Below are 16,232 nucleotides of genomic sequence, written 5' to 3' on the forward strand. Positions count from 1 at the left end.
ACGCCATCAAGGCCAAAGATCACAGCATCCCTACTCATGATGACCTCTCCCGTTTCTGAAATTCGAATATGGGCCCAATTTCGGTTTTCATTATGTGGATGTCATCATCAGTGGATTCCTTCCTGATAAACCGCTTCAGAACCTTAAGTTGGAAGTCCGATAACACAGACAGATCATATGGATCACGTTTTGGGGCCGATTTTTCTACGTTTTCAAGGCGGCTAATTTGGGCGGTCGTTGCCATTCATTTTCTCCTCAAGTTGCGCCAATCTATCTTCAATCTTTAGTGTTTCATGAAGTCGAACGTGGTTTGCGAAAACCCCTGTGATGGCGCTCGCTTCCTCAGGTGTGATCTCGCCCGTGGCCATGTCGTTTGCCACTTTAAAAAGTGCGGTCTCAAGGTCGGAGACCTCCGCTATTTCAGGAATTTCTATTGGCGTAGGACTCGACTTCCTGGGCGGCACTAGACGGTCGAGGATCGCCTTAGCAGCGGTCATGTTGCCGTCTTTAGCCTCAGAGACCATGGAGCGCACAACAGCCTCTCCCTCTCCACCACAATATAGATAGAGTTTTGACGACCCCAATTCTGCGGTGCCGCTCGACTTATTTAAATACTGAAACTACTCATTAGAGGGATAGCCCATTATGAAAAAACTGCTCAAAATTTCTGGCATTTTGGTTGGGCTGATTGTTTTAGTCCTCGTCGGTGGGGGAATTTATCTCTCAACCATGGACTTCAATCAGTACAAGGGATTGGTGGCAGAGCAAGCCAAGGCAGCGACGGGTCGCGATTTGAAGATTGAGGGCGATCTTAATCTTGAGATTTCTCTGACCCCCCGGCTTGCAGTTGAAGGCGTATCCTTCGCCAACGCATCGTGGGGATCGCGCCCACAGATGGTGACGGTCAAGAAGTTCGCGGCAGAGATTTCGCTGATGCCCTTGCTATCGGGCAATATCAAGGTGAACCAGATCATTTTGGAAGGCGTTGATCTTCTTGCGGAAAAAGATAAATCCGGCAAAGCCAATTGGGAACTGGGCGCAGCACCGAAGAAAGCTGCCGCTCCAGCAGCCAAGGGCGGTCCAGCCGCCCTGCCAGTCGTCAACAATGTCAGCATCAAAGACGTGAAGATTACATACAAGGACGCACAGGCAGGCCAAGATTATGCGCTCGGGTTGGATGCGGTGAAAGGGGGGGCGATGCAACTAGCAACTGCAGTTACATAGGTCAAATTTAGCCAATGACGCCTGTTAAAACTCAGGACACTCCAGAAATATCCTGCGTTGGCAAATTGCGCATTGCTCCAGATTGAGGCGGTCAATAATCGCCGGCAGGGCGCGCTTTTTGTTGTAGAAGACATTTTTCCGACCAATTTCTTGCAAATATCCGCCGCGTTTTAAAAAAGCACGGTCTTCAAGCCCTAATCCTGAGATGTAGAGCCCTCCACCTCTTTCGCGCAGGACCTCTGCGACTTCGACCAACATCTCAGCACCGGAAACATCAATCAGGCTGACACTATCAGCGACAATCAAAATATGGCGATAGGATGGCTTCCGCTTATAGATCACCTGAATGCGTTGGAATATGGCGTCGCTCGATCCGAAAAAGATCGATCCGCTGACATCAAGCACGTCCAGTTGGGGGCAACGTCGGTTTGAATGGGTTGCCACTGATTCAAAACGTCGCGGTGAGGCATCTGGATTGGGTATGATGCTGGAAACCCGCGGATGGGCCGTATGATTTAAATAAATTACCAGCGATAGCAGAACACCGGCGAATATCGCGAATTCCAAATCCAGCAGCAGAGTCGCACAAAATGTCACGACCAATACAGCGCCATCAGAGCGGCTGACCCCCAAAATGATTTTTATATTCCGGAAATCGATCAGGCTATAAGCGACCAGAAAAATAACCGCCCCCATTGCCGGGATCGGCAGATATGCCGCAAGCGGGGCCACGAACACCAGCATGAGTGCAAGAAACACCGCGGCGAGGATGGCGGCAACGGGGGTCTTAGCCCCAGCGCTATAGTTAATTCCGGAACGGGTAAAAGAACCCGACCCCGCATAACAGGAAAAAAAGCTGCCGACGATGTTGGATAATCCCTGACCGACAAATTCCTGATTGGCGTCGATCCGCTGATGCGACTGACTGGCAATCGACCTCGCAATGGAAACCGCCTCAATAAGCCCCAAGACTGCAACCGCTAAGGCACCTGGTGCCAAATCCCTAATCGTCGCCAACGAAATCTCCGGGACTGCAAAGGGCGGCAAATCGTCCGGCAATTCGCCCACCATCGCAACACCATGGCTGGGTGCGTCCAACAAAATTCCAATAACGCTGCCGACGACGATCGCGATAAGCAGATGCGGCAGGCGCGGGTAGAACTTGTGCACGATGATCGCGGTAAACAGCGTCGGAACGGCAATTATCAATGCGTAAACGTTGGTGGAAAGCACATGACTAAAAAGTTCGAGCACGCCGGATATGAAAGAAGTCGTCTGAGGAATATCAATTCCCATGACATTTTTAAGTTGGCTTGCTGCAATCAAAATTGCCGCCCCTGCGGTGAACCCAATAACCACGGCATGGGATACAAAATTCGCCAGTTGGCCTAACTTAACGATGCCAAAGATAAGCTGATAAACCCCGGCCATAAGCGTCAGGGCAAACGCCAGAGTGATGAACTCGGTCGATCCCGGTTGCGCCAAAGTCGATACGACGCCAAAAACAACGATGGAGATGGCCGTCGTTGGACCTGAAACAAGGTGCAAAGAAGACCCGAAAAGGGCTGCAACGATCGGCACAATTATCGCCGTGTATAACCCGTATTGGGGTGGCAATCCCGCAATCATTGCAAAGGCGACGCCTTGGGGCAGAACCACAACCGCCCCTGTTAAGGCCGCCAATAAATCAGCGACCAGCGTCTGACGGTTAACCTGCACGATCCAGTTAATAAACGGGAATGCGGTCTTTACCGTCGGCGGCTTAAAATAGGGTGATATTGAATCCGATTTAGACATTTTAATCGTTTCACAAGTTCGGCCATAGGCACCGTGCCCGAAACGACGCCAAACGCCGGAACGAGCAAGAGAGCAATTACAGAAATTGTAATTACGCCGTAAAAATTACATCAAATATTGTTGAGGTTCTCTACAAACCAAAGCTGGCACAAGCCTAATGGTGCCGTTTCTTATAGTAACACAAAGTCGTATAGCCCTATCGGCCCTATAAATCAAGATGGAGCGAACAGATGGCCCGTCAAGAGCCTTCCGATACAATATTTACTCTAGTCCCTTTATCTATTAAAATACGGCTTGTAATTTTAAACGTCAGCCTTACGTAATTTACATAATCAATAACTAATTCCTTTCTGGGGGCGGAAGGGTCCAAGGGGGTTATTTTCTCCCATGACTCGGGATCAAAATTTGCGGTTATTATATATCGAAGACGATGAGCATCTGTGTTTGTTGTTTAAAGAACGCATGCAGGAGGACGGATATTCCGTCGATTTCGCGCTTTCGGCTGAAGCTGGATTGAAAAAGTTTCACACAAATTCATACAGTCTCGTGGTATCGGATTATGACCTTCCAGATCGGACTGGACTGGTTTTGCGGCGAACGAAACCTTTTTCCGCACATTGGCCAATTTTTCACCGGTCTCAATCATGGTTCATGCCGATAGAAAACTTATCTTTGTAAATCCTGCAGCGGTACGATTGATGGGTGCCGGGTCGGCTGAAGAACTTATCGGCAAACCAAGCATGGATGTCGTTGCCCCTGAACAACGAGATCACGCGCTAAAACGCATTGAACATGTCGAATCAACAGGTGTGCCAGCACCGCCCACCGAGTTTAAATACCAACGGTTGGATGGCAGTTTGGTCGATGTCGAAACAATCGGCACGATGATCACATTTGAAGGACAACGCGCAAGGTTAGTCATCACACAGGATATTTCCGACCGAAAGAGATCAGAAAACATCCTTCAAGATACAATTGAAAGTATCCCCGATGGGATCGCCTACTACGACGCAGACGACCGGCTTGCCCTATTTAACGAAAACTTTGTCAAAGGCCGAGAAGAACTTAAAAATATCCTTAAATTGAATATGACATTTGAGGAACAAGCGCGCATTCGGGAAGAATCCGGATTGCGGGACAAGTATCTAAAACATAAAAAATTTTCGATTGAAGAACGCTTGAAACGCCACCTCAACCCCGGCAAGCCTCATATTGAGTATCGCCCCGACGGCCGGATCATCCAAAGCCGAGAAACAAAAACGCCGAACGGCGGTATTGCCATTATTCGGACAGATGTGACCGATTATCAAGCCGCCTTGGAAAAAGTAACAGCTAGCGAAAATCAGTTCCGCGCTTTTATGGATACAGTTCCGTCAGCCGTAAATCTAAAAGATACCGAAGGACGGTTCTTAGTCGTTAATAAAATTTGGCGTGAATGGTTTGCTCCGAATGATGAAGATGTGCTTGGAAAAACGGTCGAAGAATTATTTCCGACCGAATATGCGACCCGGGTTCGGGCTACGGATAGTGAAGTCCTTACTACCGGGAAAATGATTGAACAGGAAATGCAGACCCCGTTACAGGACGGAACGGCTCGCACTACAATTTTGCAAAAATTCCCTGTCAGGGATGCAGGGGGCGAAATATCGGGCATCGGTACGATCAATACGGATATTTCAGAACGCCAAAAAGCCAGGGATGCGCTACAAAACGCCCATGACAAACTAGAAACCCGCGTTCAGGAGAGAACAGAAAACCTTAATCAACAAATCGTCGAGCGCGAACAGATCGAAGTGGCATTGAGGGAACAACAGGACCGGTTACAGGGTATCCTGGATACAGTGGTTGATGGAATTATTACAATTACAGAACGGGGCCATATTGATTCGTTTAATAAGGCCGCAGAATCTATTTTTGGCTACGAAGCGGACGAAGTCATCGGCAAGAACATTAAAATTTTAATGCCGAATCCGCACCAAGAAAATCATGATCAGTATCTAAAAAATTACAAGAAAAGCGGCGAGAGAAAAATCATTGGAATAAGCCGCGAAGTGGTTGGTTTAAAAAAAGACGGATCAACCTTCCCAATGTTTTTAGCTGTGAGTGAATTAAAGCAGGAAGGTCAAAATCTCTTCACCGGCCTTGTTCGCGACATTACCGACCGCAAACAGGCCGAAGACGACTTAAAATTTGCAAAACAAATCGCAGAGGAAGCCAACCGCGCGAAATCAGAATTCTTGTCTTCCATGAGCCATGAATTGCGCACGCCATTGAACGCGGTTTTAGGATTTAGCCAGCTGCTGAAGACAAACCCCAATGAAACGCTGTCCGAAGGACAGGTCAGCGCCGTCGAGCATATTGAGAAAGGCGGCCATCATCTTTTGACATTGATCAATGATGTTCTTGATCTGGCGAAGATTGAATCCGGTACAGTGGAACTGTCCATAGAAAGTTTAGAAGTCGCTACCCTGGTTGAAGAATGTTTCTCCTTGCTTGAGACCAATGCCGACGAAACTGGCATTCAGCTCAATAACCGGTGCATGCCGCTCGGAAATAAAGCCATTCGGGGGGATAGCACACGGTTGAAGCAAGTCCTACTAAATCTTCTTTCCAATGGTATTAAGTACAATAGAGACGGTGGCGAGGTAACTTTGACATGTTCTGAGGCCGGGGCCGAAATGCTTCGGATCAATGTGACAGATACCGGCATGGGGATCCCTCAAGAACAACACCAGGAATTATTCCAGCCCTTCAGCCGCCTTGGTCAAGAAATGACTGAGATCGAAGGCACGGGAATTGGGCTTGTTGTTACCAAGCGTTTGGTCAACGAAATGGGCGGTAATATCGGCTTTGTTAGCGATGTCGGCGAAGGAAGTACGTTCTGGATTGAAATTCCGCTTTCTAGCGATGTCGCAAGCCAAGAAGCAGACGATACCTCTGCAGAGCTAAGCCCCGCTTTCGATGAAGCCGTCGGCCAAGTCCTTTACATCGAAGACAACCCTGCGAATTTAACGTTAATGGAAATGATCATCGCACGGACCAAAGGTCTAAAGATGATCACAGCCCACACCGCTGAATTAGGTATAGACCTTGCCAAAGCTAAGAAACCAGACATCGTTATCATGGATATCAACTTGCCCGGAATGAATGGGATAAAGGCGCTCGAACGGCTGCGGGAAATGAAAGAAACGCGGGAAATTCCTGTAATCGCGCTAACCGCCAACGCAACGGCGCGGGATATTAAGATGGGAGAGGCAGCAGGCTTCCATGCCTATTTAACAAAACCTGTTGACGTATCGACTCTACTTGATTCGATCCAATTGGCGTTAGATTAAGATTTCCAAAAGCCCATCCAAGGACTCGATCACCGCGACTGGCCCATCCGGTAGGCGCTCTGGTTCCGCACCAAAGCGATTGACCCAAACGGCCTGGTAGCCAAAATGCGAACCACCGGCTATGTCCCAGGCATTGGAGGACATGAAGCAGATATTCCCGGCTTCCACACCCAATTCATCGACAGATAACTGATAGACGCTCGGATGAGGCTTAAATATTTGCAGACCGTCGACTGATAATACGGCGTCCAAGCTGTCAGATAGCCCCGCATTATTCACCGCAGAGGCCAGCATTTCCGGCGACCCGTTGGATAAAATCGCGGTCTTTATGCCGGCTGCTTTCAATTTTCCAAGCACGTCCGCGGCCTCTGGATATGCATCCAACTGCATGTAAACATCCATCAGCTTTTGCCGCAGAGCCGGATTGTCAATCTTCACGACGCCTAATGCATAGTCCAGCGCCTCCCCGGTGATCTGCCAGAACGGCGCGTAATTTCCCATCAAGCTACGCAACCAAGTGTATTCCAGCTGCTTGGTACGCCAGATTTGCGACAGTTGATCCGCCTTGCCGTCTAATTCCCCCTTCAGCTTGGCCGCCGCCGCATGAACATTAAACAAGGTGCCATACGCATCAAAAACGCAGGCGCCGATGCTATCTCGATTGATCTTGTTTTGGTTCATTGGAATGCCGCTCCTTTAAAGGAAACCTAGCTAATACCAAAGACAACCTTTTATCAGCTGTCAAGAACGCCTATATGAAGCTTTCACTCTTAAGCCTTTTAGTTTATGAGAACAGGCTTCTGACCCCAATTTTTTGACAGTTCTAAAAGTACGGAAAAGGTGCCATGCGTAAATATCTGAACATTGACCTAGAGACACAGTCCATCGAAACAGAAACTTTGGACGGCGAGACCATTGCTAAAGCTGGACGGTATCACATTGCCAAGACCCTGCTGGCAGCAGGTGCTGCGACAGTTGATCCGCTATCGCCCGAAAATCCACTGATATTCTCGGTCGGGCCTTTCGCAGGCACAAACTTTTCCAACGCCAATCGCCTCAGCGTCGGCTGCAAAAGTCCGCTCACCGGCGGCATCAAGGAAGCCAATTCCGGCGGCACCTTCGGCTTTGCCATGGGCCAATTGGAAATCGCCGGCTTCACCCTGAACGGAGCCTGCAAGGACTGGACGATTATCTACATCCCGAAAGAGGGCGAGATCCGGTTTGAATCGGCCGAAGGCTTCATGGGTAAAGGGAATTTTGAAACCGCAGAAATGCTGCACGAAAAATATGGCGACAAAGTTAGCTTGGCGCTCTGCAGTCCGGTCGGGGAATACCTGGGCTTGATGTCCGGCATTGCCTTCTCTGACCCCGAAAATCGCCCGGAACGCATTGCCGCGCGCGGTGGCGTTGGCGCCGTCATGGGCAGCAAGAAGGTCAAGGCCATCATCTGTGAAAAGAACAAGCTGCCGACCTTCAAAGAACGCAAGAAAGTCATCATGTCGGTGCGTGAATACGGCCAAAAGTTGGACGAGCAACCCGCCGTGCAGAACTTGAAAAAATTGGGCACGGCCATGATGGGTGACGTCATGAACCATATGGGCGGCATTCCTGTACGTGGCTTTAGCTCCGGCCAAGTCGTCGACAGAGATAAAGAACGTTTCAAGCTTGGTGGTGACTACATCCGCGAACAGAACATGGAACGCGGCGGCGACCCCAGCCATGCCTGTATGCCCGGTTGTCAAATTCGTTGCAGTAATGTTTATGTCGACAAGGACGGCGAAGAAGTTGTCTCTCCGGTCGAATACGAAACCCTTGGCCTGATGGGCACCAACTGCGGCCTTGAAAATCCAGACGACTTGGCCAAGGTCAATGCCGTCGCCAATGATTTGGGCATCGACACCATCGAAATCGGCGCCCTGTTGGGAATGCTGATGCGTGAAGGCCAAGCAGAATTTGGCGATGTGGACTTCATGATGGAAGCCATGAAAGAAATTGGCGAAGGCACGGAGCGTGGAAAGTTTCTATCCCAAGGGACTGCGCGGGTCGGCGAACATCATGGTTTCAAACACATCCCTGTGATTAAGAAACAAGCGATCAGCGCCTACGATCCTCGCTCCATCGAAGTTACCGGCGTCAGCATGATGATCACCGCCATGGGTGCGGACCACACGACCGGCAACTTGGCAGCCTTTGACTGCAAGGACAAAACCACCGAAGAAATTGCGACAGCCAGTTTCGGTATTCAAGTAGATTCAGCTGCCGCCGACTGCCTCGGCATGTGCCTGTTTGGACGGTCTGTCACTGACACTCATCACGAATTTCTGACCAACACGATCAACGATGCCTATGGGTCGAATCTTGACCCATCGTTCATCAATGAGACGGCACGCCAGGCCTTAATTCTGGAAGCCGAATTCAACAAGGCCGCTGGCTTCACCGATGCCGACGACGAATTGCCGGCGTTCTTCTATGAAGAAAGCATCGCGCCAACAGACAAGAAAGCCCGGCACCACACCAAAGAACTCAACGACTACAAATCCAAATGGATCGCTGAAAACTCAGCTTAGGCTAATTATCCAAGCTCTCACCTTGTTGGTGGGGGCTTGGAATGATCCTCCATGAGACGGCCCTTAGGCTCCCCTCAGGATGAAGCCTTATTTACATTTATTGTATGCAAATCCCCTGCGTTTAGCTTCTGCAATAGAATCGGGGTGACCATATTTTACGCCATTGCAGATATCTTTGTCCGTCATACTTCTCTGCTTCATACTTGCAGGCATTCCAGCAGAAGACATTTTGGGTTGGGCTGACGTTTTTATAAGTTTTATTTCGGCATTATTGCCATTTCGGTCCTTTCCATACCCATAGTAGCTGAATTTTCCCTTACCAGCGCGAAGGGTTCCTTCTGCCGAAAGATTTTTAGCGCATCCTATTACCGACCAATTTCCCGTACTTAAATTAGCTTCGCCAACGCAATTTCTGAACTTGAGTTCAATTATATTTTTGTCCCATGACACCGTCCCACGGCCCGTATAAATGTTACTATCGTTCCCAAAATCAGATACTATTATGATCGCCGTATAGTCCCCTGCTAGTAGGCGATAGGACACCGGACCTTTCCAGACAATTTTTCGCTCTACAGCAAATACCGAGCATTCTGTTCCACGAGTCTTAGCTCTTTCACTGCAACCAAACAGAACATTTTCCGGCCCTTCAATAACACAATCAACCCCCATTGGAGGGCAGGAACTGTAGGCCGCGTTCAAGCCATCATTTGCAACAACAAAGTAATTCGGAGATTCTTTTAGCTTGTAGTTTTCAAACATACTCGTCGCACTCGACGACAAAGTAATTGGCCCCTTACCAATCCTCGAGTCCGTCGTTTGACACGCGGCGAGGGCCAAGAAACAGATAATCAATAATAACGGGGATTTAGCGCGCATTAATACAAACCTTCTAATAGGTATGAAAATTTAAACTAAACGATTTAATATTCTTAATTGATTATTGTATTTTTACACAATAGATAAAAGATAATTTTATTAATCAGTCAACCCTCATCCAGAGAAACCGCGTCCGGGATTTTGGGTGTCCCCGCCAATCAAAAATATGGCGAAGGGACGGATGCTAAGAAAAACTCTCCCCTCACCCTCAGTCGATAGCTTTACAAACCCTTCATCCACGGGCAAGATTTCTCTGCTATTCAATCAAAGAATGAACACAATTAGAGACTGCCACGGAACAAAAAAAATGAATTCGGCGACAGACATCACCGTCACCCCCCTCACGCCCTTCATCGGCGCGGAAATTTCTGGGGTTGATTTGGCCCAAAATCTCACCGACGACGCCTTTGAGATTATCCATCAGGCCCTCCTCGACAATCTTGTTCTGCTGTTTCGCGGACAAGACATCCCGCCTACTGCCCAAATTAAATTCACCGAACGCTTTGGCGCGGTGGAGGGGCATCCTTTGAAGGCGCGGAAAGGCCATCCTGAGTTTGATAATTTGTTGGCGCTTGAGAACAAGCCGGAATTGCGGGGCGCACGGAATGACTTTTGGCATTCAGATATTTCGTGTGCGGCGGAGCCGCCTGCGCTGGCGTTTCTACAAGCGCTGACGGTGCCTGAAGGCAAGGGCGATACGATGTTTTGTAACATGTATCGGGCTTGGGATGAGTTAGCTCCGGACTTAAAAGAGAAATTCGATGCTCTGACCGCGTCACATTCAGGTGAAGCCATTCGCCGGCGCAATACGGCTGCAGATACAGACGGCAACCAAGACATGACCGTGCCCCCTGCTGAGACCCACCCTGTCGTGCGGCGTCACCCGGAAACCGGCCGCCGCGCACTTTATACCAATCGTTTTTTCACAACCAATTTTACTGGCATGTCTGTGGAAGAAAGCGCGCCTTTATTGGAGGCCATCGAGGAACAAGCAACCCAAGCCGATAACATCTATCGCCACAGCTGGCGGGCCGGCGATACGTTGCTGTGGGATAACCGTTGCACCATGCACTACGCATTTTATGATTATGATGAATCCGAACCGCGGCTGATGCACCGGACCACGGCAGCAGGTGATCGGCCGCAAGCTTAGCCTTCCACAAAGAGCGATATACACGACTGGAAGCGCCAAATTGACCCGTCAGCCTACACGTGGGAATATGATTTAGCATATCATCCATTATGACTTAAAGAATTTGTTGAATATTCTGCGACAGTCCCAACTTAGTCGTAAAAGAGAGTTGGGTGGAGAAATTAACCTTTGGAAACACAAGCAAACAATTACCTGAATTTACTCAATTTTCGTGTGGTCGACATGTTGTTATCCGCCGACCTGTCCCATATCGACAAAGTGCTATCACTGGTTGCCTTTAATAGGGTTCCCCTAGGCCCTAATTGTCTCGTTGGAATTATGACCTATGAGGGGGTCAGCATTCCGGTGATTGATATCGCAATTCGCTTGGAACTGGAAAATATCGCGCCCTACACCCTGGAAACGCCTATCATCGTCTGTTCGCATAAGGGAAATTCGGTCGGTCTTATTGCCTCAAGTATCTATGGTGTCGCCGCGACGGCACCGGATGCGCTTCAGCTTGGTGAAATTTTTGAAGACGGGGCCCCACCATGCAAAGGCGTCGTTAAAACAGCAAACGGCCAATCATTTCTGTTGGATTTAGACCGCATGCTCGACGTCGACCTCAGCGCGTTGGAAGATAAATTGAGTAGCCCTGCGTCGGCAGGATATCAAATCAAGGGCCCCTAATAATGAGCCAAATACTTTCGCCAGATTGCGAGAGCGAACTGCTTACGTTTGCCCAAAGTGAATATGGGATTATCCTTAAAGGTAGCCAGCGCAAGCGGCTTAATGATGCCTTTCAAATTAGTCGAAAAAAATTCGGCCATGAGACCAGTGAGGATTACACAAATTCGCTGTTTGCCGCGAAGCCAGACGATGCTGAGCGCACGGACTTCGTTTCCTGCATCACGGTCGAGGAAAGCTATTTCTTCCGTGACGCCGATCAAATTGAATTTATTCGAAAGACCTGGCTTCCGCGTATGCTCGAGAAAAAAAGGCGGGCAAGTGATAAACATATCCGCATTTGGTGTGCTGGATGTTCCTTTGGTCAAGAACCCTATACGGTGGCGATCCTATTAAAAGAAGAACTTCCAGAATTTCGCGACTGGACAATTCATTTACTCGCATCGGATATAAATGTCGATGCCTTGCAACAGGCAATAAAGGGACAGTACACGTCCTGGTCGTTTCGGACCACGTCAGACAAGATGAAGAGTAAGTATTTTAAATCTGTCGGCGGCTATTCCAAAATATCTCCGGAAATCACTCGAATGGTTGAATTCGAGTATCTGAATTTATTAAGTCCTAATTTTCCATCCATTATGAATGGGACTTCCCATCTGGACCTGATCCTGTGCAGGAACGTGTTTATTTATTTCGACGCGGACACATCCAGTCAAATCATGCAAAGGTTTTCGCAGTGCTTAAGCCCGGGCGGACATCTTATCGTTGGCGCATCCGATTTGGCAGAGACGTCCCAAGAAAGCATGGAATTTATATTTGAAAATTCCATAAATTATTTCCGAAAACCAACTGAAGAATTTATCCCGCCGAAGGCCGCACGCACGCCGAAATATAGAAGACCTAGCCAGGGCCGACGTGCAGAAGATAACAGGCGGCCGACAAGACCGTTTAAAAAGATTTCTCGAAAACGTGTCACCAAGCCTAAAATTAAAGCAGAAGTCAAATCGGTTGAGGATCTCGCAACTCTTGCCAAATCGGGTGCGTGGGCAGAGGTTCGAAATGAGGTCGGGGCTGCAATACGGCAAGAGGGTGAGACACCTGAAAATTTGTGCCTACTGGCGGAGGCCCTAGCTAACCTTGGTAAAACAGAAGAAGCAATTACCGCATCGGAGGAAAGTCTTTTATTAGACCCTATGAATGACAGGGCGGTATTCATAAATGGCTTAATTTTGATGGAGTTAGGAGATACCCAGCAAGCCGAAAAGCAATTTAAGCGAGCACTATACCTGAACCGTCAGTTTATGGATGCGCATTACCAGCTAGGGCTCTTGCAATTGCGGAATGGCAAACGGACTGCTGCTGTTAAATCGCTGAAAAATGCGCTGGATATTGTCTCCACCGAGTCATCGCAACATGCATCGGAAACTTTAGCGGATGTGCTTCGCGGGGAAATCGAAATGCTGTCCGGTATAAATAAAATTGGGTAGGATTTGTTCGCAAAATCTTGTCTAATAGTTTCGTGGCTCGACCCCGATTTACGGGGAATAAGAAGCCGAATGAAAATGATTGGGAAGTTATGAAAGTTATTGGGGTGTGCGGGCGCAAAGGAGGGTCGGGGAAAACGACAGTCGCGATCCATTTGGCTGCCGAACTTTCGTCGCGTGGCTTCAAGGTAATTTTTATCGATTGCGATATACAGGGCAGCGCAACCTACTGGGCAGAACCAGGCAACCTCCCTATGCCAGTCCAACATATGGCGCTTGAAAATGAGAACGAGGTGGGCGCATGGTCAGCGACAGTTCGCGGAATGGATGCCGACTATATTGTTTTGGATAGCCCACCCCATATCGATGCCGCGCTAGGAGGCGTAATCGGTGTGTCTGACGTTACAGTTTTACCGGCAACACCTTCAGGGCTAGACCTCATTGCTGCGGCGGAGACAATTGGCTTAATCAGAGACTTCAGGAAAGCAAACGGTGGCGAGAAACCAAAAATCGTGCTTGTACCAAATCGGGTTGATCGCCGCACCACAAGCGGACGCGAATTACGCTTTGCCCTGAGAGACCTGGGCGAAGAAACAGCCCCTGAATTAAGAGCGCGGACTGCATTCGTGGACGCTTTTAATTCCGGTGAATGGGTTGGAGCCTATGCACCAAATAGCTTGGCGCGCAAAGAAATTTCGGTTCTGACGAACCGTGTCACTGAAATACTGGAGCAGCAGGAATGACGAAGAAACCTGGCCTGCGGGCACGCACCAAGTCTATTCAGGCAGCGATGGCAGCGGCAGAGCCGAAAAAACCGCTCCCGACAGACTCACAGCGCGCTCCGGAACAAGCCCTGAAAACCAAGGTAGAAGCTGCCGTAGCGCCTACCGCAAACATCTCGGCCACAAATTCGGTCGATGCTTATTCGCTAATGCCCACAGGGGCTAGCGATCTAAAAATTCTTGAAGAACGCGCCGCCGTCATTGGCCACAGAAGCAACGAAGCCCTCAAAGAATTAGACCGTGAGGAATTTATTTGCTTCCGGCTTGGGGCAAAGGAACTTTACGGAATTCCTTATTCGCACGCGGATGAAGTATTGTTGATGACAGAAGTGACCCCCGTTCCGGGGACACCCGGTTTCATTGCCGGCATTATTAATCTTCGTGGCGCATTGCTCAGCGTTATGGACCTCAAATTTCTTTTCAAAGTACAGACGTCCGATGAATTGGAACATCCAAAAATTATCGTTGTTAGCGATGGCGGGACACGGTTTGGAATAATTGTTGATGAGGTCATTGGAAATTCTCAATTTACACCGTCTGGTTTATCGCCGCCGGTACCGTCGAATGGCACACAAAATCTCGCTTATGTTTCAGGAATTCATGAAGGCAAAGTTACCATTCTGAATATGAATGCGTTGTTTGGTGATTCGAACTTGGTCGTTAATCACAAAACAGCTTGAAAAGGAATATTCGATGAATTCACCTGGCAACGACCAAACCTCTGTCGACAAACTTGTCGCCGCTATGGGACTCAAATCGAGCGAATTCGAAGCCCGCAAGGACTTTGCTCAATTCACCGACGAAGATGCACGAATATTAAAAGAAATTGCACCTACGGTTCGCGCTCGAAGAAACTGGATCGTCGATCAATTTTACGAAAACATCACAAAACATCCTGACCTTCTAAAATTGATAGATGATGCTGGTTCCAACATGGACGCCCTTAAGGACTCCCAGAAGGTGTACCTCGACGATTTGGTAAGTGGGAATTATGACAATGACTATATGGAACGTCGCATACGCATCGGTGCCGTTCATTGCCGAATAGGTTTAGGGCCGCGTTGGTATTTGGGAAGTTATGCGGTTTACTTTAATTTGATTTCTTCATTGATACATGAACACTTTCGCTTCCGCTCCGGAAAACGTCTTAAGGCAATCCAAGCATTAAACAGCATATTGTTGATTGATGCCCAGATCGCGATTGAGACATATATCCATTCCCTGGTTTATTCCATTTCTGTGACCATTGAAGAAATATCTGGCTCTGTATCGATGCAGGCGACCGGTGCAAGTGAACAAGCGGCTGCCGTCACCCAAACGAGCGCATCACTGGCAGAAATTAAAGAAACCACGTCACAGACTTTGGATAAGGCAACATCCTTAAGCGAGGCCGCCGAGCGCACTCAAATGGAAGGTGCGGAAGGAATTGAAGGCGTTTCTGAAAGCATTGATTCCGTCCGTTCGATCCGCGACAAGGTCGAAGTGATATCCCAAACCATAGTGACCTTGAGCGAACAAAATAAACGGATTGGAGAAATCACAACGGTGGTTAACAATTTGGCCCAGCAATCCAAGATGCTGGCGATTAACGCCTCGATCGAAGCCGCAAAAGCAGGCGAATCGGGCAAAGGGTTTGCTGTTGTGGCGGAGGAGGTTAGCAACCTTGCCGACCAATCCGAGGAGGCAACTCAGCAAGTGACCAAGATTTTGGATGAAATTCAAAACGCAACGGATAAGGCGGTCATGGCGACGGAAGATGGTATCAAGCAAGTAGATCATGGTGTAGATCTTATCCAGAATGCGGGCGGCATTATGGAAGGTCTAAATGACGTCATTCATAATTCCACCTTGGCCAGCCAGCAAATAGCAGCGTCGGTGCGTCAGCAGGCCATCGGCGTTGATCAGGTCGCCACCGCTATGGACGAGATCAATGACGTTACCCAGCAGTTCTTAAGCTCGGCAACTCAGATTAAGGCAGCCGTCGGAGGTCTTTCGACTGAAGTAATTAAACTGCGCGATAAAGATTAGTCGCACACAATTTGAAGAGATAGTAAAGATAGTATGGCACTCCCTCCTGAAATACTGAAAAGTCTGGTCGCGACCTTCCGGGCTGAATTGGCCGAGCACCTACAAGGGATTTCGGACCAGTTATTGCTCGTGGAAGGCGGCCTGTCAGACGATGAAAGAACAGAAGCCCTAGATGTGGCAATTGTCTAACGTCAGCGCCTATGGAACAAATTAGCGGGATTGCATAAGAGAGGATTTTTAGCTCATCGTAGTGACCGAAGGGAACGAAGATGAGACAGAAATCGCAGACACGTCAGACGGGTGCAGCCAAGGCAATCAAG

The 16,232-nt window shown here is 48.7% G+C and carries 14 protein-coding genes; 10 read left to right on the forward strand and 4 right to left on the reverse strand.

Annotated features, from left to right (window positions below):
- Positions 1 to 221: 221 nt before the first annotated feature.
- A complete protein-coding gene (locus HOM51_09760) occupies positions 222 to 533 on the reverse strand; it encodes a hypothetical protein (protein MBT5034794.1) in 312 nt (103 codons plus the stop codon).
- 112 nt (positions 534 to 645) lie between these two features.
- On the opposite strand from HOM51_09760, the gene HOM51_09765 reads away from it, so the two are divergent.
- A complete protein-coding gene (locus tag HOM51_09765) occupies positions 646 to 1,224 on the forward strand; it encodes an AsmA family protein (protein ID MBT5034795.1) in 579 nt (192 codons plus the stop codon).
- 24 nt (positions 1,225 to 1,248) lie between these two features.
- Here HOM51_09765 and HOM51_09770 read toward each other — a convergent pair whose 3' ends face one another.
- Complete coding sequence (locus tag HOM51_09770; GenBank protein MBT5034796.1) at positions 1,249 to 3,021, reverse strand: SulP family inorganic anion transporter; 1,773 nt, start codon at positions 3,019 to 3,021, stop codon at positions 1,249 to 1,251.
- A gap of 617 nt (positions 3,022 to 3,638) precedes the next feature.
- Here HOM51_09770 and HOM51_09775 point away from each other — a divergent pair.
- Complete coding sequence (locus tag HOM51_09775; GenBank protein MBT5034797.1) at positions 3,639 to 6,356, forward strand: PAS domain S-box protein; 2,718 nt, start codon at positions 3,639 to 3,641, stop codon at positions 6,354 to 6,356.
- On the opposite strand, the gene HOM51_09780 is transcribed toward HOM51_09775, so the two are convergent.
- Complete coding sequence (locus tag HOM51_09780) at positions 6,348 to 7,037, reverse strand: haloacid dehalogenase type II (protein ID MBT5034798.1); 690 nt, start codon at positions 7,035 to 7,037, stop codon at positions 6,348 to 6,350. The two genes, HOM51_09775 and HOM51_09780, sit on opposite strands and share 9 nt — an antisense overlap.
- 164 nt (positions 7,038 to 7,201) lie before the next feature.
- Here HOM51_09780 and HOM51_09785 point away from each other — a divergent pair, with 164 nt between their 5' ends.
- On the forward strand, positions 7,202 to 8,923 hold the full coding sequence (locus HOM51_09785) for an aldehyde ferredoxin oxidoreductase (protein MBT5034799.1): 1,722 nt from the start codon (positions 7,202 to 7,204) through the stop codon (positions 8,921 to 8,923).
- Positions 8,924 to 9,010: 87 nt separating this feature from the next.
- Here HOM51_09785 and HOM51_09790 read toward each other — a convergent pair whose 3' ends face one another.
- Positions 9,011 to 9,682, reverse strand: coding sequence for a hypothetical protein (locus tag HOM51_09790; protein MBT5034800.1), 672 nt, complete (start codon positions 9,680 to 9,682; stop codon positions 9,011 to 9,013).
- 424 nt (positions 9,683 to 10,106) lie between these two features.
- On the opposite strand from HOM51_09790, the gene HOM51_09795 reads away from it, so the two are divergent.
- The 7 genes from HOM51_09795 to HOM51_09825 all read left to right on the forward strand — a co-directional run bounded on the left by HOM51_09795 (position 10,107) and on the right by HOM51_09825 (position 16,101).
- Positions 10,107 to 10,952 carry a TauD/TfdA family dioxygenase gene (locus HOM51_09795; GenBank protein ID MBT5034801.1) on the forward strand — a complete coding sequence of 282 codons (846 nt, stop codon included), beginning with the start codon at positions 10,107 to 10,109 and terminating at the stop codon, positions 10,950 to 10,952.
- A 168-nt stretch (positions 10,953 to 11,120) separates the two neighbouring features.
- Complete coding sequence (locus HOM51_09800; protein MBT5034802.1) at positions 11,121 to 11,621, forward strand: chemotaxis protein CheW; 501 nt, start codon at positions 11,121 to 11,123, stop codon at positions 11,619 to 11,621.
- Between the two features lie 2 nt (positions 11,622 to 11,623).
- The gene (locus HOM51_09805) at positions 11,624 to 13,105 is read left to right on the forward strand and encodes a tetratricopeptide repeat protein (protein ID MBT5034803.1); all 1,482 of its coding nucleotides are present in this window, start codon (positions 11,624 to 11,626) and stop codon (positions 13,103 to 13,105) included.
- Between the two features lie 17 nt (positions 13,106 to 13,122).
- Positions 13,123 to 13,845 carry a ParA family protein gene (locus HOM51_09810; protein ID MBT5034804.1) on the forward strand — a complete coding sequence of 241 codons (723 nt, stop codon included), beginning with the start codon at positions 13,123 to 13,125 and terminating at the stop codon, positions 13,843 to 13,845.
- The gene (locus HOM51_09815; GenBank protein ID MBT5034805.1) at positions 13,842 to 14,564 is read left to right on the forward strand and encodes a purine-binding chemotaxis protein CheW; all 723 of its coding nucleotides are present in this window, start codon (positions 13,842 to 13,844) and stop codon (positions 14,562 to 14,564) included. Before HOM51_09810 ends, HOM51_09815 begins: the two co-directional genes overlap by 4 nt.
- A 13-nt stretch (positions 14,565 to 14,577) precedes the next feature.
- Positions 14,578 to 15,912, forward strand: coding sequence for a globin-coupled sensor protein (locus HOM51_09820; protein MBT5034806.1), 1,335 nt, complete (start codon positions 14,578 to 14,580; stop codon positions 15,910 to 15,912).
- A gap of 33 nt (positions 15,913 to 15,945) precedes the next feature.
- Positions 15,946 to 16,101 carry a hypothetical protein gene (locus HOM51_09825; protein ID MBT5034807.1) on the forward strand — a complete coding sequence of 52 codons (156 nt, stop codon included), beginning with the start codon at positions 15,946 to 15,948 and terminating at the stop codon, positions 16,099 to 16,101.
- The last annotated feature ends 131 nt before the right edge of the window (positions 16,102 to 16,232 follow it).

The organism is Rhodospirillaceae bacterium, from assembly GCA_018660465.1.
Classification (GTDB): domain Bacteria; phylum Pseudomonadota; class Alphaproteobacteria; order Rhodospirillales; family JABJKH01; genus JABJKH01.

Bases quoted from the DNA above. Each gene is read 5' to 3' on its own strand.
- HOM51_09795 (MBT5034801.1), top strand. From the start codon at position 10,107: ATGAATTCGGCGACAGACATCACCGTCACCCCCCTCACGCCCTTCATC.
- HOM51_09820 (MBT5034806.1), top strand. From the start codon at position 14,578: ATGAATTCACCTGGCAACGACCAAACCTCTGTCGACAAACTTGTCGCC.
- HOM51_09805 (MBT5034803.1), top strand. From the start codon at position 11,624: ATGAGCCAAATACTTTCGCCAGATTGCGAGAGCGAACTGCTTACGTTT.
- HOM51_09815 (MBT5034805.1), top strand. From the start codon at position 13,842: ATGACGAAGAAACCTGGCCTGCGGGCACGCACCAAGTCTATTCAGGCA.
- HOM51_09785 (MBT5034799.1), top strand. From the start codon at position 7,202: ATGCGTAAATATCTGAACATTGACCTAGAGACACAGTCCATCGAAACA.
- HOM51_09825 (MBT5034807.1), top strand. From the start codon at position 15,946: ATGGCACTCCCTCCTGAAATACTGAAAAGTCTGGTCGCGACCTTCCGG.
- HOM51_09765 (MBT5034795.1), top strand. From the start codon at position 646: ATGAAAAAACTGCTCAAAATTTCTGGCATTTTGGTTGGGCTGATTGTT.
- HOM51_09780 (MBT5034798.1), bottom strand. From the start codon at position 7,037: ATGAACCAAAACAAGATCAATCGAGATAGCATCGGCGCCTGCGTTTTT.
- HOM51_09790 (MBT5034800.1), bottom strand. From the start codon at position 9,682: ATGTTTGAAAACTACAAGCTAAAAGAATCTCCGAATTACTTTGTTGTT.
- HOM51_09770 (MBT5034796.1), bottom strand. From the start codon at position 3,021: ATGTCTAAATCGGATTCAATATCACCCTATTTTAAGCCGCCGACGGTA.